The organism is Nostoc sp. MG11 (genome assembly GCF_014904695.1).
Taxonomy (GTDB): Bacteria; Cyanobacteriota; Cyanobacteriia; order Cyanobacteriales; family Nostocaceae; genus Komarekiella.
In genome coordinates, this window is record NZ_JACXXN010000006.1 from 232,399 (window position 1) to 254,169 (window position 21,771).

Sequence of the window (21,771 nt, forward strand, 5' to 3'; positions counted from 1 at the left end):
GGTATTGATTGCAAGTTACTCAGTAGGCTGATAATAACCATCACTGCCTAGTCTGTCAATTATCGCAAACTGAGTAGCTAATTGACACTAAAAATATCAATTTTACTAAGTAATTATAACTAGTTTTAGAGAAAGGTAAACAGGGGTCAAGAGTCAAGGATCAAGAGGCAAAGGTGCGGAGGAGAAAGACTTGCTGCAACTTCCTCCCTGCTCCCACTTTCCACATCTTCTTCATAAAACGCCTTTGGAACTGGGAATCGTACTGGCACGACGAGGATCGATTTCTACAGCTATCCGCATTGCTCTTGCAAACGCCTTAAAGGTAGCCTCAATGATGTGATGGGAATTAATGCCATCCAATTGCCGAATGTGCAGTGTCATTTGGCTATGGTTCACCAGCGCTACAAAAAATTCGCGTGTCAGTTGGGTATCATAGGTTCCCACACGCTGGGTAGGAATTTGCAAGCCATAGCTGAGGTGAGGGCGCCCAGAAAAGTCTAGCGCTACCTGAACTAAAGCTTCATCCAGGGGCGCGAGAAAATTACCGAAGCGGACAATACCTTTTTTATCATCTAGTGCTTGATTTAAAGCTTGTCCCAAGGTAATGCCTACATCTTCATTAGTGTGGTGGTCATCAATTTCCCAGTCTCCTTTGGCTTGGACATCCAAGTCAATTAGTCCGTGAGAGGCAATTTGATGCAACATATGATCCAAGAATGGAACACCTGTTGCTGCTTTGCAGGTTCCTCTACCATCTAAATTGATGGTAACTTGTACATCGGTTTCACCAGTGGTGCGGTGAACAGTGGCAATCCGAGAAGCTCTAGTTGACTGGTCGTAGTTTAAAGAATTAACTTGGCGGTCGCTAATTTGCATGGGGAATGGGGAATGGGGAATGGGGAATGGGGAATGGGCAAGAACTTTACTAATACTCAATGCCCTATGCCCTATTCTCAAATCGTATTACATTCCCATAATTTCATATCCTGCATCTACATAAAGGACTTGTCCGGTGATTCCGCTGGACAAATCACTACATAAAAAAGCCGCAGCATTACCCACTTCTAGCTGAGTCACAGTGCGTCGTAGGGGAGCTACTTGCTCCACGTGATGAATCATATCTAAGATGCCGCCAACTGCCGAAGATGCCAAAGTGCGGATGGGACCGGCAGAGATGGCATTCACGCGGATATTGTGTGAACCAAGTTCAGATGCCAAGTAACGTACACTTGCCTCCAACCCTGCTTTAGCAACTCCCATGACGTTATAGTTAGGGACTGCCCTGACACCACCCAAATATGTGAGGGTGACGATACTACCTCCTTCTGTCATCAACGGTTTAGCTGCGCCACTTAGTTGCACAAGCGAGTAGGTGCTGATTTCTAGAGCTGTGTTGAAGCCAGAACGAGAGGTTTGACTAAAATCTCCAGTCAAATCGTCTTTGCTGGCAAAAGCTAGGCAATGAATGAGGATGTCTAACTTTCCCCACTGATCGCGGATTGTCTCAAAAGTAGACTGAATCTGTTCGTCATTTTGGACATTGCAGGGAAGAAATAAGCTGGGGTTGAGGGGTTCTACTAATTCTGCAACTTTTTTCTCCATTTTGCCGCGTTCATCTGGTAGGTAAGTAATACCCAGGTTGGCTCCTGCTTTGTGTAATTGTTGGGCAATACCCCAGGCGATCGAGCGGTTATTGGCAATACCTGTAACAAGGGCATTTTTTCCAGTTAGATTAAGCATAAAAATTGTGAATGCGATCAATCACTAGGAGCATACTAGAATCTGAGGCTACTTTGTCTTTGTTTTGCACACTATTTGTAAAAATGAATATTGGAAAGAGTTTTTGTAGTCAGAAAATTCTTGTTTATTTCTTAAGATATTCTCAAGATACCTTAAATTGTTCTTCAAAAAACCTTTTTAATACATCTAGATGTAACTAGTTATCAACAATTACTAGCTCAAACGTTCAACTATTATGTATCATTATAAACAAAGAGTTATGAAGCAATAAGTTGGAGTATAGGAAAGTACAGAAAGGTTGACGGTGTTTTATTGATTTTTCAGGTGTATTCTTAGGTAATTGGTTTTTGTTTTTCCGGCATTGGGTAGGGGAAGGGAGATGATCGTGACACAAGATAAAGCCCTAGCAAATGTATTTCGTCAGATGGCGACCGGGGCGTTTCCGCCAGTTGTGGAAACGTTTGAACGCAACAAAACGATCTTTTTTCCCGGCGATCCTGCCGAACGAGTTTATTTTCTTCTCAAGGGTGCTGTGAAACTTTCCAGGGTATACGAGGCAGGAGAAGAAATAACGGTAGCACTGCTGCGGGAAAATAGTGTTTTTGGTGTGTTGTCATTGTTGACGGGAAATAAGTCAGATAGGTTTTACCATGCGGTTGCATTTACCCCTGTAGAATTGTTGTCGGCGCCAATTGAACAGGTTGAGCAAGCTCTCAAGGAAAACCCAGAATTATCTATGTTAATGCTGCGGGGTCTTTCTTCGCGGATTTTACAGACAGAGATGATGATTGAAACTCTTGCTCACCGAGATATGGGTTCTAGGTTGGTGAGTTTTTTATTAATTCTTTGTCGTGATTTTGGTGTTCCTTGTGCAGATGGGATCACAATTGATCTGAAACTATCTCATCAGGCGATCGCTGAAGCAATTGGTTCTACTCGCGTTACCGTCACTAGGTTACTGGGAGATTTGCGTGAGAAAAAGATGATTTCTATCCACAAGAAGAAGATTACTGTGCATAAACCTGTTACGTTGAGTCGGCAATTTACTTAAAAGCAATTGGGGGATATATGTGGTGCATGTTGTGTTTTTAGAAATAACACCAACAATTGGAGGTAAATCTAAAAATTGAGTAACTTCAGCTATTGCCAATTTTGGCTCCCCCACAGAAAATGGTTGAAAGTAGTAGGCTGTATCTGGAAGCGTTTTGGTAGCTGAAGATGACCACCGGGTACATCCTAATCGCAGCGATTTTAATTTTGGGAGGCGTAATTGCAACCGTGGGCGATCGAATTGGCACACGAGTTGGCAAGGCACGCCTCTCACTATTTAACCTACGTCCGAAAAACACTGCGGTACTGGTAACTATTTTTACGGGCGGTTTGATTTCAGCATCAACCTTGGGAATTTTATTCGCTGCCGACGAAGGATTGCGAAAGGGAGTCTTTGAGTTAGAGGATATTCAAAGAGATCTTAGGCAAAAGCGGGAGCAGCTAAAAACCGCAGAAATTCAGAGAAGCCAAGTAGAGACTGAGTTAAACCAAGCAAAAATTGAACAAGCAAAAGCACAGCAAGAACTGCAAGCAATTAATAAATCCTTGCAAGCGGCAAATGCTAAACAAAGGGAAACTCAAGCACAACTGAACCGTACTATTAGCCAACAAGCTCAAACCCAAGCTCAACTCCAACGCACTCAAAGCCAGCTGGGTCAGGTGGTAACTCAATATAAACAAGCTATAGCTGAGCTGCAAAGCCTTTACGATCAAAGAAAAGAACTGCAAGCGGCAGTTGAACAACTCAAAGCAGAAAGGCAACGACTGTACGCTGAAGCTAAAAAAGCGATTGACGAAGCCAAAACAGCCATTCAAAAACGCGATCGCGAACTTGCCAATCGTCAACAAGCCATTGCACAGCGCGATCAAAAAATTGTCCAACTGGATCAACTGATTCAAAAACGTAATTTAGAAGTTGCAGCGCGAGAGCAAGTTATTGCCAAACGAGAATCTCGCCTTCGAGAATTAGAGAAACAACAAGACTATCTAGAAGAAGAAGTCGCCAGGCTAGAAAAATATTATCAGTCATACCGCGATCTGCGTCTGGGTAAGCTGGCTATAGTTCGCGGTCAAGTTCTTGCGGCTGCCGTAGTTCGAGTTAATCAAGCTACCGCAGCCCGTGAGGCTGTAATCCGACTTTTACAAGAAGCTAACCGAAATGCCAACCTCGAATTAAGTGAGCCTGGTGCAAATCCTGGAAATGTAGAGCTACTACGTGTTACCGAGGAGAGGGTAGAGCTATTGAGCAAGCAAATTCAGGATGGTCGGGAATATGTAATGCGAATTTTTTCCGCTGGCAATTACGTTAGAGGAGAAAAGCAGATAGAATTTTTTGCTGATACTGCGCGAAATGAACTAGTGTTTTCGGGAGGCGAGATATTAGCTACAACTACTGCTGATCCTAAAACCATGACATCTTATCAACTGAGACAGCGGCTAGATTTGTTGATTTCTGCTTCTCAATTTCGGGCGCGTAATGCCGGAATTGTAGAAAGTGTGCAAATAGAAGGTACTTTCTTGCGCTTTGTTAGCCAACTGGGGCAATACCAGCAACCATTGGAAATCAAAGCGATCGCAGCAGGCAATACTTATACAGCCGGGCCGTTGAGAGTAAAACTAGTGGCAATAGTCAACGGACAAGTTATTTTTAGTACTTAAAAAATTAAAAATTCAGCGTGATATTAAAAATGTTTACACACTATTATTAGTTAGGATCTCAGCTAATTTTATATGACTTTCCGTGAATTTTCGCCAACACAACCAGTCATCTTGGGCTTTGATCCAGGTCGAGATAAGTGTGGTTTAGCAGTGATGGGACTGGATCGGCAACTCCACTATCATCAAGTTGTACCTGCAAAAGAAGCGATCCCTACCATTGAGACACTGCGTCAAAAGTTTCCCATCTCCTTGATGGTCATGGGCGACCAAACCACAGCCAAGCAGTGGAAACAGCGAATATATCAGGAATTAGCCGAACCGCTGAATATTATTTTAGTAGATGAGCGCTATACAACTTTAGAAGCACGCGATCGCTATTGGCAGATGTACCCGCCCAAAGGACTAACAAAGCTATTGCCACAGAGTATGCGACAGCCACCACGCCCAATAGACGACATTGTTGCCATTCTCTTGATCGAAAGATACTTAAATCGCCTAACTGAATCAGTTAACAGCTAATCCTAAAGCTCAGCCCGAATAGTAAAAGCATAGTCTCCTCCAGGCTCTAGCTGGTAATCTTGTTTCTCCAAGAAGCGACCGAGGGGTTCTTTAATTAAGGCACGGCCTTGGGAAGGCTTAACGGAAAGTTCTCCCCGGCGAAAATGCCATTGGAAATGCCACTCAAAGTCACCTGCACTCACTTCGCCCTCAAGGAAGCCGTGTTGCCAAGATTGGCGGGTAATTCTGACATGGGCAATAGTTTCTGGCAGACGTTTAGCACTCACAATGCTTTGTGTCAAGTGTAGAATAACAGCCGACCATGTAGGCTATTTATTTTATTTACCAGACATAGCATAAATAGACAAACTGACAAAATGAGTATTTGTAGTTGATTAGATAAGCCAAACGGCTGAAATCGCGGTTATATGAACAAAGCCAGTCTACGCAAGCTGAGAAGGGTGAATGTTAGAAAACAAACCTGGTCTTGGCTAAGAAACTTTGATACCTGATTATAAAAGATTGGCTAGCCTAAAACTTCACCCCAGAGTTAAATATATATTTAGAGCCTTTACTGTCCTTACCCATCTCATATTTCATCAGCAATAATCACTCTCACTAATTACTGCTTCGCAAGTAAAGAAAGGGTAAGCTAGATTAGTGACTTCTTTAATAGCCCAACTATGATGTTGTTCTCGACTGTTAATTAAAGCAACTAAGGGGCCAGTATCAATAATGATATTTTGCTTCATTACCTACTGTATCTTTCTAGATACTTTTTATTGGTAGCTAAATCTCCAGGGCCTCCATCAACACATCCAATAAACTTCTTAGCAGCTTCTAAAAATGAAATTTGTTTTTCTTTCTCTTTATCCTGAAGCGTCTGCTGCTTTTGTATCTCCTTAAACTGCAAAAATTCAATAAAATTTAATACCTCTTGCTGCTTCTCAGGAGATAACTTTTTAAATTCATCAATCACTATTTGTTCTTATCAATTGCTTGAGTCATTATCCTATCCTCCTGAAAAAACCAATTTAAAATCTAAAATGTCAAACGATAAAGCACCTCAGCTAAATCTTTATCCGCTCATTCCCTTTCTTGTCTTGCTATCGCCAAATATGTCAAAATATCAGCGATCGCACGATGCACAACTTTATCGCTAATATCCACAAACTGCGACGGACTAAGATTATAATCCGCTTCCCTCAACTCTTCTAACTTAACAACTTTACTCAGCTTCTCTCGCGTTTTCCAATTGCGATAGACCTCAGCAACCGCCTTAATCCCTTCCTGCGCCAAAATATTCTTCATTTTAGCGATCGCACTACCAATTAGAAGACAACATTCGCTAGTTCAAAATGCTCAACAGTGATTTTGAATTGTTAGAAGCCAGTGGTGTCAGCTTAGATAGTCTTCGCACTAAAGCTGCTGAAATGGGTATCTCATGATCGCACTCTAAGCAGTTTCTTTTAGGGCATTGTAATCACCTAAAAGTGAGATATAGGTGGAGTAATATTCTAGAGAAGCTATAGTCTAGTTCTCTAACGTGACATTAATATATTAACAGTGATATTAATTAGTGAAAATGATACTAATCTGTGAACAGTAACAAATCATTAATTAATGTACAAAAATACTTAAAAAGTGGGTGACGAGGGATTTGAACCCGCAACCAATAGATTAAGAGTCTACTGCTCTACCGTTGAGCTAGTCACCCACAGCAAAGATGATCTTAGCACATTTCTGTCGTATTTGCTAGCAATCAGCTGTAAACTACTCAAATAGACGGTGAAATTGCTCTGGGAAATTTAACAGTGAAGGTAGTTTGATCGGCTGTACTCTCTACATCAATTGCGCCGCCTAAATGTCTGACCATTTTCTGCACTAACGCTAGTTCTAGCCCAGTACCACTATATTTCCAGGGATCATTTTTAGAAAGGTGATAAAACGGCTCGAAAATACGAGAAAGTTCATCGGTGGTAATCTCTACTCCAGAATTGCTGATACTAAACTCTACTGTTTTCCTTGTCTGGTAAGCAGACACCGTAATTGATTCATCTGCTGGGGTGTATTTACAAGCATGGTTTAACAATTCACTGACAATTCGCTCTAAGTCAGTAATATCTGTCTCTAAAGGCGGGAGTGCAGTTTCAACAGTCAGGTTTAAATGCTGTCGCTGGCAGATTGTCAGGTCACGAAATGATTCGACAATGGGGTGAAGCCAACTTTGTAAGTCAATGGCAATCAAAGTTGGGGGTTCGGGTTCGGCTTCTAGATATGTGAGTGTCAGCAGATCGTTAATTAACTTGTTTTCTCGTCCGCACTCGTTATGTAGAATTTGCAAGAGTTGGGGAACTATCTCTATATCTGAGATTTCTTCAGGTGTGAGGACACTTTCGAGAGTTTGGGCTGCGAGACTGATGCTAGTTATTGGTGTCCGCAGTTCTTGGGACAAGGTTCTGAGAAATTCGATTTTGAGGCGATCGCGTTTTTCTAATTCTCTCACCTGTGCCTGATTTTTTTCGTAAAGCTGGGCTTGGCGAATGGCGATCGCGCATTCATTTGCTACCTGCTGCACTAACCCAATTTCAAATTCCTCAAACGCCTCTTGAGTTGCTCTGATCAGCCAAATATTTCCTAAAATCCCTTGAGTATCGAAAATTGGACAAGCCATTTGTGCGCTTACAACTAACTTTGGTTGCCATCCAGGAACAATTTCCAAAAATTGCAAGGGTTGTTTTTGCAACAGTGGTTGATAGACTTCAGGCGAGTCTGCAATCTGTCGGGTCAATCCCTGGCACTGAGGTAGGGTAGTAGTGTGTTCGTAGGCAATAGTTACCAGTGTGTGGCAAGTGTCGTAGAGTTCGATTTGGCAACGGTCAAGGTTTAGTAACTGTGCCAATTCTTGAGTAACTGTGTGCAACACCTGACTTTCATCTAGACTGTCGCGGATTTGTTCTGTCATGCGTCGCACTAGGGCTTCAAAGTCCTGCACCTGTTGCAACTGAGCTATATGCTTCTGTTTGTGCAACTCCAACTGTGCTTTGAAATCCTTAATTTGCTGATGAAGTTCTGCCTGATGAACAGCAATGCCAATTTGGGTTGCTAGCTGCTTAAGTAGGTCAATTTCTGTTTGCTGCCATTGATGTGTTTCACGACAATGCTGAGCAATGAATAGCCCCCAGACATTTTGCCCTAAGAAAATTGGCACAACTAGATTAGCTCTGACCTGTAAAGAGGCGAGTAAGTCTATTTGGCAAGGGTGCAGTCCTGCTGCATAGATATCCTCGACAACTTGAATGCAACCCCGGTTATGGTGTTCTCGATATTTACCACTCAAGCAGGGATCGGTAATGGTTTTTCCCAACAGTGAACCAGTTGCAACTACCGTTGATTCTGCAATAACTACTCCACTACCATCAGACTCTAGGCGATAAATTAGTACGCGATCGCTCTCTAGAAACTGCCTGACTTCCTTTGTTGTCTGATGGAGAATTGTCTCTAATTCTACAGATTGATGAATCCGCCCGGCGATCGCTTCTAGTAATTGATCTCGCTCGGCTTGAAGCCCTCCGGCTTGTTCGGCTTGCTTAGCTGGAGTGATATTACTACTCGTGCCAATTATTCGATAAATCCTAGAATTAGCATTCCGCAACGGAGTCAAAGTCGTACTCCACCAAGTGGGAATTCCTTGGAATTGCAAGCATTGCTCGTAGGAAATGGTTTTGCCAAAGCGCACACAATCAACATAATGCTGACGCACTCTAGCAGCATCGACTGGGGAGAGAATATCCTCTGGTTTCTTGCCTCGAAGCTCCTCTGAGCGAATGCCTAGCCACCGCTCATGGGTGGGATTGAGTGCCACATATCGAAAATCTCCATCCTCCAGAACATCCACTACAAATATGGATGCTTGCACAGAATCGTACATGCTCAGTAGAAATTGCTCACTACTTGTTTTGTTATTTACTTCTGTGCCGAAAAGAATCTGAGGAGGTGATAGTTGTGTCAACTCTAGGGTTGATTCAGCTGGATTTATAGTCATGCGAGAGTCCCTGTCTGGTATTACTGACTCTTCTAGGCGCTCACATGTAATTATGCTTGTAGAAAATGCTCCTTAGCGCCTGAAGCAAAGAATTGTCAGCCGTTGCTCATTAAAAGTTGGATCTTTCTCTACTTCTTATCAGAAATCTAGGAAAGCTAAAAGGAGTCAGCTTAACAAATCCTGCTTTTTGAAGGCGAAAATACATTTGCAGGTTAGCGCAAAGTTACTGAAAAAACTTTTTGTTAATAATATCTTTGGATTGTTGCATATACCTAAACACAGTCGATCATTATCTTCATAAAATTTCATAATTATTAATATACGATTAACAAGTGCTGAGGATTGAGCCGCAACTTGGTCAGAGTTATTGATGACTCACGATCGCAATTTATGAGCATCAATTCCTGTGAGGATACCAACTACAAGCCAGGTGATAGCTAATCCCATAACTTCGCCTAAGAATAACTGCGTCAGGTGACGCAAGACGCTCCCGACAAAAGAACCTAGAGGTAGAGCAACCGCCCAACTTGCTGAACTGACGAATATCCATCGCCATGCCCAAGGAAATGGCTGGGGAATTGCTAACCATTGTGCTAGTCCAATTCCAAAGCCGCCAATTGTCCCATAAATTACCCCATGCAGGAGTCTCAGGGGTAGAAGCTGAGTGCTAGGTACAATCCATCCCATACCACCAATACCAGTAGCAGTGATCACAGCCCAGCCTAAAAGGCTTGACAAAACCCACCGGACACAGAAAATAGGTTGTTTGAGCAGACAGCCTTGAGGAAGTGCGATCGCAAATCCGCCGATAGCAGCTTCTACCACTCCAATATCTGGCTTTTCGCCAACTTCAATTAACAACAAACTCAGTAAAAAACCACCAAAAGTAGCGAAAGTCCACAGCAATGCAAAGCTAAATCTTGTATCTCCAGGCGCTAATGGCATCAAACTCTCTCTAGTGGTAATGAAGGTCTGACAGCTTTGGCATCAAACATTTTAAGAAAAACTTTGCGTCGCTGTTGCGGTGATTCAGGTGTAATGTAACCCCATAAACTTTCCCAGTAGAAAAAGGATACACCGTTAAAATTGCGATCGCGCACTGCTTGCACCTGTTTTCTAACTTGTGCGATTTCTACAGGATTACGCGGTGTTCCTGTTGATATACCAATTCCTACAGGAATTTGACTACGAGCAAATTCTACTGCTGGTTGTTTTAATTGAGCGATAAAACTACTTTGATCATTTCGATATACCTGTAAAATCAATTCATTAACTAAACCTTTTTTCACCCAACTTTCCCAATCTTGCAAATAATATTTGTAGGCAAAAGCTTGATAATTGGGAGACAGAGATATTCTGGCGTTAGGTTTAACTGCCTTTACAGCTTGATAGATTTCTGCCATAAAATCAGTAATTTTGTCTGCTCGCCAACGCATCCATTCTGAGTTAAAAGGGTTACTTGGGGGACTTTTGCCTTGATGTTCTTGCTGGTAGAGATCGATAGTGAAGGGGTCATAGCCGAACTGTACTGGCATTCCAAAATGATCATCAAGTTGAATGCCATCTACATCGTAATTCTTGACCACTTCCACAATTAGTGCTTGGATAAAGTTTTGAACTTCTGGATGTAAAGGATTCAGCCAAGCTTGCTTAGTAACTAAGCCGTTGTCGATTTCTTCTGGAAGGTTGTCTTGGATATACATCCCTTCTCGACCAATTGTTAGCCAGTCGGGATAACGCTTTGCCAATTGTGAATTATGCGGCGTCATAAACCCGTATTCAAACCAAGGGATAATACTTAAACCTTTAGTTTTAGAAAGTTTTACCAATGTTGCTAAAGTATCCCGTCCACCATGCATTAATTTGAGGAAAGGTTGAATATCTGAACCTGTAAACTTTTTGGATACAGCGCTTTTGTAAAAAGTCTGTCCTCGGTTCCAAACTACAGGATAAACTGTATTAAAGTTGAGTGCCGATAGTTGATTTAAAGCACGGTTAATACCCCAAGGAACAAATAATACTCCACTAGCAACATTAGTGATCCAAACGCCGCGAATTTCAGTAGTTACGGTTGCTTTTTGCGAATAAACGGGAGGTGAATAGAGTGAAAATATTGTTAAACTGACGACTAATCCCAAACACAGCAAGTAATAAAACCAACGGCGAGCAACCCGATTCATCTGTAAGTGTAACCTAGTGCGATCAGAATAGATATAACTACAAAATAAAGTTATAACCCTCCGGATTATATAAAGGGATGCTGATTTTACAGCCAGGTGACGAAGACCTAATTAAGACTTTATATCTTTATACTTTGATGCAAAATTAAAATCTGTTCACTTCTTCCAATTCCAAAGATTACCAACAGCGGTAAAGACGCAACAAGTGCATATATCCGAAGGCAAAATAAGCCTGTCTAAAGCAGGCTTTTAGGCTATAAGTTAGTATTTGTACTTTGGCGGAAAACTAAAATTGGTCTACGCCTTCAAACTGCTTGATACTTGATGCGTTTGCTGCTTCACCACAAGTGCGCGGTGTCGGAAATATCTTATCAGGATTTGCTAACCCTTGAGGATTAAACACTTGACGCACCCATTGCATAGTTTCTAAATCAGCCTTACTAAACATATCTGGCATATAACATTTTTTATCAGCACCAATACCATGTTCACCAGAAATACTGCCACCAACTTTTACACAAAGTTTAAGAATTTCTCCCCCAACTTCCTCTACCTTTTCTAATGCTCCAGGCACGGAATTATCAAAAAGAATAAGCGGGTGGAGATTCCCATCGCCAGCGTGAAATACATTTGCAATTTGATAACCATACTTTTGACTTAATGCCTCAATTTCTTGAAGAACATAAGGCAATTGAGTACGAGGAATCACACCATCTTGGACATAATAATCTGGACTTAAATGTCCAGCGGCGGCAAAGGCAGCTTTGCGACCTTTCCACAATTTTAATCTGGTTTCTGGGTCATTAGCAGTGGTGACGTTACGCGCACCATTCTTTTTACAAATTTCGCTAATCCGCTTCTTATTTTCTGCAACTTCAATTTCTAAACCATCGATTTCTACTAGTAAGATAGCAGTCGCATCGCGGGGATAACAATTAGTTGCTACAACATCTTCAACCGCGTTGATGCTGATGTTATCCATCATTTCCATCCCACCAGGAATAATCCCGGCGCTGATAATATCAGAAACACTGGCTCCAGCAGCTTCAACGCTGGTAAAATCTGCCAATAGCACACAAATTGATTCTGCACTTTTAAGAATTCGTAGAGTAATTTCTGTGGCAATACCTAAAGTGCCTTCAGAACCAACAAACACACCCGTTAAATCATAACCAGGCATTTCTGGGATTTTTCCCCCCAAGTCAATAATTTCTCCTTCAGGCGTGACAATTTTTAATCCCAAAACGTGGTTAGTGGTGACACCATACTTCAAACAATGCACTCCACCAGAGTTTTCAGCAATGTTACCCCCAATAGAGCAGATAATTTGACTAGAGGGATCGGGAGCATAGTAAAAACCAGCACCACTAACAGCTTGTGTCACCCAACTATTAATCACCCCAGGTTGCACAACTGCTCGCTGATTTCCCAAATCTATACTAAGGATTTGCCGCATTAATGAAGTAACAATCAAAACAGAATATTCCAACGGTAAAGCGCCACCAGATAAACCTGTACCAGAACCGCGTGCTATGAAGGGGATAGAATATTGGTTACATACCTTCACCGCAGCGGCAACTTGTTCTGTAGTTCTAGGCAACACCACCACAGCGGGACGTTGACGATAGGCAGTTAAACCATCGCACTCATAAGTAATAAGTTCTTCACGACGTTGCACCACGCCATTTTTACCTAACGCTGCCTCAAATGCTTTGATAATGGGTTTCCAGTTGATTTGTTTTTTATCTTGGGTAAGCATATTTTTTCACTGTTAAAGGTAAATATTTACAGGTTGCTTAATATTGAAATTATTTTCTCAGATAAATCTAAAGTTATTATTGTAATCTAAAACCTCGGTTCGCTCTCTAAAGGTGTAAAACTACTCAAGAGTTTCGATACCGGCGGGGGAAATGCTAACTGCTGCGTCTGTCATGGCATTTTGCAGGCTTTGTTAGACGGCTGTAATCTCTATTATTGCAACAATAGCAGTCAAGGGTGAGTAAAGAGCGATCGCATCACTTGTATTTGTTTGTTTAAGGGATAATCAACTAATCTAGAAATAACGCTTTTAAATACCGGATGAAGAGCAAGAAAGACAACCTGCTGAACAAGCTGAACAACGCGCCCAATTACTAGCAGAAAGACTACGAGCAATGGGCGTTGATCCTGACACTATTAGTTAGTATTCTCTATAAAATCCTGCACACGCTGCCAAACTTTCTCTAACAAATCAGGAGCATCCGCATTAAACCATTCAATTTGTGGATATGCTATAAACCAAGTGCGTTGTCGCTTGGCAAATTGCCGGGTATGCAAAACTATTAATTCTTTCGCTTCATCTAAAGAAATATCCCCAGCTAAATATTGCTTGATTTCTTGATATCCTAAAGTATTTAACAAAGACAAATCAGCACCATATTTTTGACAAAGATACTCTAGTTCAGCAACCAATCCGTTTGTTATCATTTGCTCAGTACGGTGTTTAATATAATCGCCCAACCTTTGTACATCGCAATCTAAGCCAATTTGCAAAATCGGATAATTCGGTGGATTCTCCCCTTGCTGTTCTGAAATCGGATGCCCAGTCACATAATATACCTCCAATGCTCTTAAAGTTCGCACTGAATCATGGGGATGAATTTTTTGTGTGGCAACTGGATCAACTTGTTGTAACATCGCATAGAGTTGAGGTTGACCTAAAGATTCGAGTTGCGATCGCAACTCCGTTTGTGGTGCAACCCTAGGAATCTTCATCCCTTGAACAATGGAACGTATGTACAAACCTGTGCCACCAATCAACAACAGAGGGGGAGAGTAGGGAAGATGAGGGGGGAAATTAATTAAAGCTTGTGCTTGTTCTTGGTAGTCTGCTACCGTCATTATGTTTCTCGGATCGCAGATATCTATTAAGTAGTGCGGCACTAATTTCTGTTCAGCCAAAGTTGGTTTAGCCGTACCAATATCAAACTCACGGTAAACTTGACGAGAATCTGCACTGAGAATGACAGAACCCAACCGCAAAGCCAAAGCCAAAGCCAACCCTGACTTACCTGTTGCTGTTGCACCACAAATTACAATCAATTTAGTCATTAGTCATTAGTCATTGGTCATTTGTCAAGGGTCAAGAGTCAAACCAATTCGCAATGGGCTACGCCTCCCAGTCCCCAGTCCTCAGTCCCCACTGCTCCCCCAGCCATCTCTATACTAGAGTGCAACCCCCAGATAAACTTCTCTTTAAATTGCCCTACAGTCGCCACCAAGGCTTTTGTGTTACAATTTTGGAGTGTTTTGACTTTTGTTTGCCTTTTGGCGAGTTCAACCCCACGCATCAGGAGAATTTTCATGACGAGCAGTTACAGTGCCGATCAGATTCAAGTTCTGGAAGGTCTGGAAGCCGTCCGTAAACGACCAGGGATGTACATTGGTACTACGGGGCCGCGAGGACTCCACCATTTAGTTTACGAGGTGGTGGACAATTCAATCGATGAGGCTTTAGCGGGTTACTGCACTCATATAGAGGTGGAGATCAACGCTGATGGTTCCGTATCTGTAACAGATGATGGTCGCGGTATTCCTATCGATACTCACTCGCGAACAGGGAAATCGGCTTTAGAAACGGTGATGACGGTACTCCATGCTGGGGGTAAGTTTGGTGGCGGTGGCTACAAGGTTTCTGGTGGATTGCATGGGGTTGGGATTTCTGTTGTTAACGCCCTTTCTGAGGTAGTGGAAGTTACAGTTTGGCGAGATAAAAAGATTCATATCCAGCGCTATGAACGGGGTGTTCCAGTTACGGATCTGCAAGTCAAGCCCTACAAAGAGGCTAGAACCGGAACTTCTGTCACCTTCAAGCCAGATACTCAAATCTTTACCAATAGCATTGAGTTTGATTACATAACTTTATCAGGTCGCCTGCGAGAGTTGGCGTATTTGAATGCAGGTGTCAGAATTACTTTTACTGACAACCGTCTGGAACTGCTAAAAAGCGATACACCCAGGATAGAAACCTACGAGTACAAGGGTGGCATCAAAGAGTATATTGCTTACATGAACCGTGAGAAGCAGCCCTTGCATGAAGAAATCATCTATGTGCAGGGAGAACGCAATAACGTACAAGTAGAAGTATCCTTGCAGTGGTGTACTGATGCTTATACGGATAATGTGCTGGGCTTTGCTAACAATATTCGTACGGTTGATGGTGGTACGCACTTAGAAGGTTTAAAAGCGGTTCTAACTCGAACATTAAATGCGATCGCCCGCAAGCGCAATAAAATAAAAGACAATGAACCTAACCTCAGCGGGGAACATGTTCGTGAAGGTCTGACTGCTGTTATTTCCGTCAAAGTTCCCGATCCCGAATTTGAAGGACAAACTAAGACCAAACTCGGCAATACTGAAGTGCGGGGTATTGTTGATTCTTTAGTGGGAGAAGTATTAACCGAATATCTAGAATTTCATCCTGCCATAGCAGACTCAATTTTAGATAAAGCTATCCAAGCTTTTAAAGCCGCAGAAGCAGCTCGCCACGCGCGGGAGTTAGTACGGCGCAAATCTGTACTAGAATCTTCACCATTACCAGGTAAGTTAGCAGATTGCAGTTCTCGTGATCCTAGCGAGTCGGAAATCTATATTGTGGAAGGCGACTCAGCAGGCGGAAGTGCTAAACAAGGACGCGATCGCCGAACTCAAGCGATCCTGCCCCTACGTGGTAAAATTCTCAACATTGAGAAAACTGACGACGCCAAAATCTACAAAAATAATGAAGTCCAAGCGTTAATTACAGCCCTTGGTTTGGGTGTCAAAGGTGATGAATTCGACTCCACCCAGCTACGCTATCATCGCATAGTTATCATGACTGATGCTGACGTAGACGGGGCGCACATCCGTACACTATTGTTAACTTTCTTCTATCGGTATCAGCGAGCGCTGATCGAACAAGGTTTCATATATATTGCTTGTCCACCACTATTTAAAGTAGAACGGGGACGCAGTATGCCACAGTATTGTTATAGCGATCGCGAACTGCAACAGCACCTCGCCACACTGCCTGCCAACGCTAATTACAACATTCAACGCTTCAAAGGTTTGGGTGAAATGATGCCAACACAACTCTGGGAAACTACAATGAACCCAGAAAGCCGTACCCTCAAGCAAGTGGAAATTGAGGATGCAGCCGAAGCTGATCGCATTTTTACAATTTTAATGGGCGATCGTGTAGCACCAAGACGTGAATTCATCGAAACCTATGGTTCTAAACTCAACTTCACGGATTTAGATATCTAAATATCAATTTCCTGTCAAAATAATTTGTAATTAGTAGTACTCGTCTAGGCGTGAGAAACAAGCTATGTAATTCGTAATTATTACTCCGTAGAAGACAGTTGGTAGCTTGAGATATGGAAAGAGTTTCCTCTTCTACATCAATAAATTTAGTTGCTCTGCACTTCAATTACAAATTACTAATTATTCTCTCAATACTTTTGATGCTCTGTGAGCTTAGTAATGCTTAATGGGTTAAAACCTGTTAAGCATTACCTTTTTTATACTAGACCTGCCTTAAAAGTCTACTTTCATTGTTCCTTGTGAGCGTAGCTTATGGAGTCTATTGCAAAAGTCCAAATATCAGTCAGGAATGTCATTCTGTAGCAAGATTCCGCAGTGTGCGGAACGCAGTGGAGAGTACCCCCCTACGCAAAAGCCAAGCTACGCCTTGGTTCCGCAAGAAAGAATCTCACTCTTGTGTTTCGCTCCGCTCAACATGACATTTTAAGCATTTATGCAAGAGATCTGCTCAATCTACTTCAACAGAAAAATTTCATAACTTAAACCTACCTCTTTTAGCAGATGACAAAATAGCAAAATAGCAAAATCCTTGTGTAAATATTTCTCATTCTACAAAACTACGTCGCTAGATTAGTGACTATATCCAGAAATTCGTTAATTATTGTCAATAATTCTCTATTTAACTCGATTGTAGGCAAAAGTATGAAAGCGAGCAAAGGCATAGTAGGAAAAACATTGTTCAATATTATTAGTGTAGGTAGTCTTGTTGCTCTGTCTGCCTGTGCTCAGCCTGTAACGGAAACACCAACAACAACCGTTCCTCCGGTTACGCCAACTCCGACAGCCACCATTCCTCCGGTTACGCCAACTCCGACTGGTGCAACAACCAACCAAAATTTCGCAGAACTGGCAAAATCAGCAGCTAATCAAGGACAGTTTCAAACCCTTACACGCGCAGTGCAAGCCGCAGGCTTAACTGAACAATTGGCTGCACAAGGGCCTAACACAGTATTCGCGCCTACTGACGCTGCCTTCGCTGCTTTACCAAAAGGTACTTTAGACAATCTCTTACAGCCAGCAAACAAACAACAATTAATCAGGCTTCTGGCTTATCACGTTATACCTGGACGAATAACCTCTAAGCAATTGACATCTGGACAAGTCAAAACAGTTGAGGGTACTCCCGTTAAAATAACGGTTAATCCTGCTAACAAAACAGTCACAGTCAACGATGCTAGAGTGACTCAGCCAGACATCCCAGCTAGCAACGGCATTGTCCACGTAGTAGATAAGGTAATTCTGCCATCCAATTTTCCTGCAAGTTTAAACGCTACCCCAACACCAAGGTAGTTTTTATCAAAAGCTATTAAACCAGAAAGCTTTGAGAGATTATCTTGTTCCCAGTTTTAAACTGGGAATACCTATTTGGGAGGTAGAAACTCCCGAATTCACAGCATCGCCATGAGGAACATTTCCGGGTTATACCTGGCAACGAGATTTTAAAAGGATTTCGGCTTAAGTTGACACTAATGCAATATATTCTGCGCCTAGGTGTGGCCTATTCAAATAAATTACATAAATATTAATTACAAAAATTTTATATTTCTTAGTAAGATAAAATTCATGAAATTCGTTTTTTGTCAATGTTTTTGAAAAACTAATGTATCGACACTAACAGATGCGTCAATTCCAGCAAAAGTTGAGTAGTAGGTAACAAGTCCTGGCGCTAACTTTGTAATTAATATCGCGCATTAGCTAGAAACGCATTTGTTATGCTTGAAGAACAAAGCTGTATATCATTTACCAAATAGCAGTTAATAAGTAACTTAAGAATTTATCATCGTGAGATGACAACAACTTACTGGATTAAAAGTATTAAAGGTTACAGCTTAATTACGCAAAAATTTTGCCCTTAAGTTAAAACCTAATACTCTAAGTTTTCTATACTCAAAAGCGATCGCAGATTGAAGCAGATAACATCAAGCTGAAAACTTGCTAATATCTTCTCATACCTGTGGCAACAGCTATTATGTTGCATGTATCCAATGTACTTTTGCCTTAAGTAGGCTAATATCGATGATCTCTAATGTCAAATCGCTTCTGAATTGATTAAAATATCGTTGGATACAATAATAAGAGTTTGTCAAGTTTCATAGGGCTGAAATCTCAGCAGTGCGCTAACCTGGGGATAAGACCAAATTAGTTAAATCTAAATTGATCTGCTCAATGGCATATTATGCCGCAGCCTCAACTCCTCAGTTAAGGTAATTAGCAAAAAAAAAAGGTTGGCACCCGCACTATTACCCCCATGAGATCTCGCTCAAGGGAGAGCAACACTTTACTCTACAGACTGAGTGATTTATGAAGGAAACGTAAAAATGTGTGCATTAATGCTTCTCTTCTGAGTTAACATAAAATGCGCTGAATCTAAGTAATTCAGGTATTATATAAAACCTGAGATTGCCTAGAACCAAGTGTAGATACTTTATTAATGTAATGAAAATGCCACTGCAATTCCGAAAAGGTTGAGAAAAAATTTAAGGATATACCTACTCTTTTTAATATCTTTTTGGTAAAAGGGGCTTTACTTTGCTTAATGACTTCATGATTAACACACAAAGAGAGTGCAATTTCTGTGAAACAGGCTACAATCGGAACAGTCTTTATAGGGAAATCTGCCATCAGTCTTAATACGTTTGTATGGAGTGGCAAATTTTTTGATCAAGGCTTTTTTTTGACTAGTCAGTTAGGATGTGTGTGCGAGAGCAATACATACAATATTGACTAAGGTGAGCCAGTCACCTTCAGCAGTAGCTTAAAATAAAGTGAAAAACCCCTCCTTCGGGAGGCGTAAAAGTTCCGAAAATAATTCTGGCAAATCAGCCAAAAAATCTATTTTCGGTTAGCAACCAGCTCGATTAAAAGAGCAGTAAACACATCTTGAGTAATTGATTCTGCAAGGAGCATGAGGAACGCGGCATGAACCAGGCTAACAACGTACTCGAAAGCATATATCAGCCTGACCTAGAAATAATAAATCAGCCTGAGCTCGAGTTAGAAGAACTCTTAATCGAAGATGAAGAGGACTTGCTGATCACGGATGATGGCGAAATTGATGAGTTTTTAGAGCCTCAGTCTGATGAGGACGACGCAAAGTCTGGAAAAGCCGCTAAATCGCGTCGTCGGACACAAAGCAAGAAAAAGCACTATACCGAAGATTCGATTCGGCTTTACTTGCAAGAGATTGGTAGAATTCGGCTGTTGCGGGCAGATGAAGAAATTGAATTGGCGCGGAAAATAGCCGATTTACTTGAATTAGAGAGGGTGCGGGAACGACTTTGCGAACAGTTGGAACGCGATCCTAAAGATAGTGAATGGGCAGAAGCGGTACAATTGCCATTGCCAGCTTTTCGTTATCGCCTGCATGTTGGTCGCAGAGCGAAAGATAAGATGGTGCAATCGAACCTGCGCCTTGTGGTTTCAATTGCTAAGAAGTATATGAATCGTGGCTTATCCTTCCAAGATTTAATTCAAGAAGGTAGTCTTGGTTTGATTCGCGCTGCGGAAAAGTTTGACCACGAAAAAGGTTATAAGTTTTCTACCTACGCTACATGGTGGATTCGTCAAGCAATTACCAGGGCGATCGCAGACCAATCCCGCACTATTCGTCTTCCGGTTCACCTTTATGAAACCATTTCTCGGATTAAGAAAACTACCAAGCTACTATCTCAAGAAATGGGTCGCAAACCTACTGAAGAAGAAATCGCCACTCGCATGGAAATGACCATTGAGAAGTTGCGGTTTATTGCTAAGTCCGCCCAGTTACCTATTTCATTAGAAACGCCCATTGGGAAAGAAGAAGATTCTCGATTGGGCGATTTTATTGAATCTGATGGCGAGACACCAGAAGATCAAGTATCTAAAAACCTCCTGCGCGAAGATCTTGAAAAAGTCCTCGATAGCCTCAGTCCCCGCGAACGTGATGTTCTCAGACTCCGCTACGGTTTGGATGATGGACGGATGAAAACTCTTGAGGAAATTGGACAGATTTTCAATGTTACTCGCGAACGGATTCGTCAAATTGAGGCGAAGGCACTCCGCAAGTTACGCCATCCGAATCGTAACAGCGTTCTCAAGGAATATATTCGGTAGTTAAGAGTCATTTGTCATTTGTCATTAGCTTTAGACAAATGACCAAGGACAGATGACAAAGGACAAAAAATAAAAAACCTGGTAGTGAATCAGCACTCCAGGTTTTTTTATTTATAGGTCATCTTGACATTTTAAAATCTACAGGATGCCCCAAAAATGTAAAAAGCCTTGACCAGAGAAAAGCTCAATTAAAGCGGCTGCTAAAAAGCCAATCATTGCCAAACGACCGTTCCAAACTTCTGCTTGTGGGGTAAAGCCCCAACGCCAAGCGTTGCGATCTTCTATTACAGGAGTGGTAACTTTTGTTGTAGTTGCATTTGTCATGGTGGTAGGCGCTCCAAATTAAATTTGCTAAGGATTATTGCTTTCTGTAAACTAATATAACAAAAAATTTTATAATTGCAACAAGTTTTTTATACTTTTGTTGCTATTGCTTGACATAAAGAGAATTAACTGCAAACTCTGTTTTAAACATCAGTCTCCAGGTGGATTTGCTGAAGTTAAATAAAGAGTATGCAGACTTTTGCTATCAGCAATACAATAATATATCTTTATTGATATTATTTATCAACTACTTTAGCTTGTAGGGTGGGTATTGCAATGCCCACCCTACTGTGGTCTATTCTTCTAAAACCTGCTGTAGTTTAAAATTTTTAGCATTTAATGAAAATGCCTAGATTCAAAAACACTTAGATTAGTATCAGACAATCTCCATCTCTTTTGTCGTTGAAGCAAAACTAAGCTTTTCGTAGATACGCTTACCATCCTGGGTAGCGTGAAGCCATATACGTTTTGCCTCAGTTGTCCTGACAAAGCTGTTAATTTGTTTTAAGAGTGCTGTAGCAATTCCTTTACCGCGCCACGGAGGAACTGTATAAACGTTCATGACGTAAGCTTCTAATCCTGATAAATTGCCGTTGTGCGGAGGTCTTTGAAAAAATACCAAGCCGCTAGTGGCAACAATTTGATTATCCACCTCAGCCACCCAAGCCAAAAACTCACCTTGGGGCATTTTTTCTACAAAATAATTTCGAGTTGATTGTGCTAACGCTGCTGTGTCAGTGTCACCTTTAATGTCTCCAACTTCGCGCAGGAGTTCAAGGCGCAAATCGACAAGTGCCTCTAAATCCTGCAAGTTGGCTTGTCGTAGATTGAACATAACTC

At 41.7% G+C, this 21,771-nt stretch carries 20 protein-coding genes and 1 tRNA gene; 6 read left to right on the plus strand and 15 right to left on the minus strand.

The features are described from left to right. Positions 1-231: 231 nt before the first annotated feature. Complete coding sequence (hisB, locus tag HCR01_RS12075) at positions 232-876, minus strand: imidazoleglycerol-phosphate dehydratase HisB (RefSeq protein WP_193196419.1); 645 nt, start codon at positions 874-876, stop codon at positions 232-234. Positions 877-963: 87 nt separating this feature from the next. Next, on the minus strand, positions 964-1,740 hold the full coding sequence (gene fabI / locus HCR01_RS12080) for an enoyl-ACP reductase FabI (RefSeq protein WP_193196420.1): 777 nt from the start codon (positions 1,738-1,740) through the stop codon (positions 964-966). Between the two features lie 379 nt (positions 1,741-2,119). On the opposite strand from fabI, the gene ntcA reads away from it, so the two are divergent. The 3 genes from ntcA (at position 2,120) to HCR01_RS12095 (ending at position 4,968) form a co-directional block, all read left to right on the plus strand. After that, complete coding sequence (gene ntcA / locus HCR01_RS12085) at positions 2,120-2,791, plus strand: global nitrogen regulator NtcA (protein ID WP_010998529.1); 672 nt, start codon at positions 2,120-2,122, stop codon at positions 2,789-2,791. Positions 2,792-2,958: 167 nt separating this feature from the next. Next, positions 2,959-4,449, plus strand: coding sequence for a DUF3084 domain-containing protein (locus tag HCR01_RS12090; RefSeq protein ID WP_193196421.1), 1,491 nt, complete (start codon positions 2,959-2,961; stop codon positions 4,447-4,449). Between the two features lie 72 nt (positions 4,450-4,521). Beyond that, on the plus strand, positions 4,522-4,968 hold the full coding sequence (locus HCR01_RS12095; protein ID WP_193196422.1) for a pre-16S rRNA-processing nuclease YqgF: 447 nt from the start codon (positions 4,522-4,524) through the stop codon (positions 4,966-4,968). A 2-nt stretch (positions 4,969-4,970) separates the two neighbouring features. On the opposite strand, the gene HCR01_RS12100 is transcribed toward HCR01_RS12095, so the two are convergent. From HCR01_RS12100 to HCR01_RS12150, 11 genes are all read right to left on the minus strand, one after another. Continuing rightward, complete coding sequence (locus tag HCR01_RS12100) at positions 4,971-5,234, minus strand: DUF3146 family protein (RefSeq protein ID WP_191756390.1); 264 nt, start codon at positions 5,232-5,234, stop codon at positions 4,971-4,973. Positions 5,235-5,546: 312 nt separating this feature from the next. Then, complete coding sequence (locus HCR01_RS12105; protein WP_193196423.1) at positions 5,547-5,699, minus strand: PIN domain nuclease; 153 nt, start codon at positions 5,697-5,699, stop codon at positions 5,547-5,549. Continuing rightward, positions 5,699-5,926 carry a DUF2281 domain-containing protein gene (locus HCR01_RS12110; protein WP_320073105.1) on the minus strand — a complete coding sequence of 76 codons (228 nt, stop codon included), beginning with the start codon at positions 5,924-5,926 and terminating at the stop codon, positions 5,699-5,701. The genes HCR01_RS12105 and HCR01_RS12110 overlap by 1 nt, the downstream gene beginning before the upstream one ends. Before the next feature lie 107 nt (positions 5,927-6,033). Further along, complete coding sequence (locus HCR01_RS12115) at positions 6,034-6,258, minus strand: N-6 DNA methylase (RefSeq protein ID WP_193196424.1); 225 nt, start codon at positions 6,256-6,258, stop codon at positions 6,034-6,036. A 334-nt stretch (positions 6,259-6,592) separates the two neighbouring features. Further along, positions 6,593-6,664: transfer RNA gene (locus HCR01_RS12120), tRNA-Lys, on the minus strand. Between the two features lie 60 nt (positions 6,665-6,724). After that, entirely contained in the window at positions 6,725-8,992 is a 2,268-nt protein-coding gene (locus HCR01_RS12125; RefSeq protein WP_193196425.1) for a GAF domain-containing protein, read from the minus strand. Positions 8,993-9,367: 375 nt separating this feature from the next. After that, entirely contained in the window at positions 9,368-9,937 is a 570-nt protein-coding gene (locus tag HCR01_RS12130) for a hypothetical protein (RefSeq protein ID WP_193196426.1), read from the minus strand. After that, the gene (locus HCR01_RS12135; protein ID WP_193196427.1) at positions 9,937-11,172 is read right to left on the minus strand and encodes a glycoside hydrolase family 10 protein; all 1,236 of its coding nucleotides are present in this window, start codon (positions 11,170-11,172) and stop codon (positions 9,937-9,939) included. The genes HCR01_RS12130 and HCR01_RS12135 overlap by 1 nt, the downstream gene beginning before the upstream one ends. Positions 11,173-11,458: 286 nt before the next feature. Further along, entirely contained in the window at positions 11,459-12,931 is a 1,473-nt protein-coding gene (gene glcD, locus HCR01_RS12140; protein ID WP_193196428.1) for a glycolate oxidase subunit GlcD, read from the minus strand. Positions 12,932-13,347: 416 nt separating this feature from the next. Continuing rightward, the gene (gene miaA / locus HCR01_RS12145) at positions 13,348-14,262 is read right to left on the minus strand and encodes a tRNA (adenosine(37)-N6)-dimethylallyltransferase MiaA (protein ID WP_193196429.1); all 915 of its coding nucleotides are present in this window, start codon (positions 14,260-14,262) and stop codon (positions 13,348-13,350) included. 38 nt (positions 14,263-14,300) lie between these two features. Then, positions 14,301-14,516 carry a hypothetical protein gene (locus HCR01_RS12150; RefSeq protein WP_193196430.1) on the minus strand — a complete coding sequence of 72 codons (216 nt, stop codon included), beginning with the start codon at positions 14,514-14,516 and terminating at the stop codon, positions 14,301-14,303. Here HCR01_RS12150 and gyrB point away from each other — a divergent pair. The 3 genes from gyrB (at position 14,515) to rpoD (ending at position 20,607) form a co-directional block, all read left to right on the plus strand. Further along, a complete protein-coding gene (gene gyrB, locus HCR01_RS12155; RefSeq protein WP_193196431.1) occupies positions 14,515-16,455 on the plus strand; it encodes a DNA topoisomerase (ATP-hydrolyzing) subunit B in 1,941 nt (646 codons plus the stop codon). The genes HCR01_RS12150 and gyrB overlap by 2 nt on opposite strands. A gap of 702 nt (positions 16,456-17,157) precedes the next feature. Continuing rightward, positions 17,158-17,805 (plus strand): fasciclin domain-containing protein, encoded by a 648-nt coding sequence (locus tag HCR01_RS12160; RefSeq protein WP_193196432.1) that lies wholly within the window; start codon positions 17,158-17,160, stop codon positions 17,803-17,805. 1,629 nt (positions 17,806-19,434) lie between these two features. Continuing rightward, positions 19,435-20,607, plus strand: a complete 1,173-nt coding sequence (gene rpoD / locus HCR01_RS12165) for an RNA polymerase sigma factor RpoD (protein ID WP_191756401.1) — start codon at positions 19,435-19,437, stop codon at positions 20,605-20,607. Between the two features lie 138 nt (positions 20,608-20,745). Here rpoD and HCR01_RS12170 read toward each other — a convergent pair whose 3' ends face one another. Both HCR01_RS12170 and HCR01_RS12175 read right to left on the minus strand, forming a co-directional pair. Beyond that, a complete protein-coding gene (locus tag HCR01_RS12170) occupies positions 20,746-20,931 on the minus strand; it encodes a chlorophyll a/b-binding protein (protein ID WP_191756402.1) in 186 nt (61 codons plus the stop codon). 376 nt (positions 20,932-21,307) lie between these two features. After that, on the minus strand, positions 21,308-21,766 hold the full coding sequence (locus tag HCR01_RS12175) for a GNAT family N-acetyltransferase (RefSeq protein ID WP_193196433.1): 459 nt from the start codon (positions 21,764-21,766) through the stop codon (positions 21,308-21,310). Between the last annotated feature and the right edge of the window lie 5 nt (positions 21,767-21,771).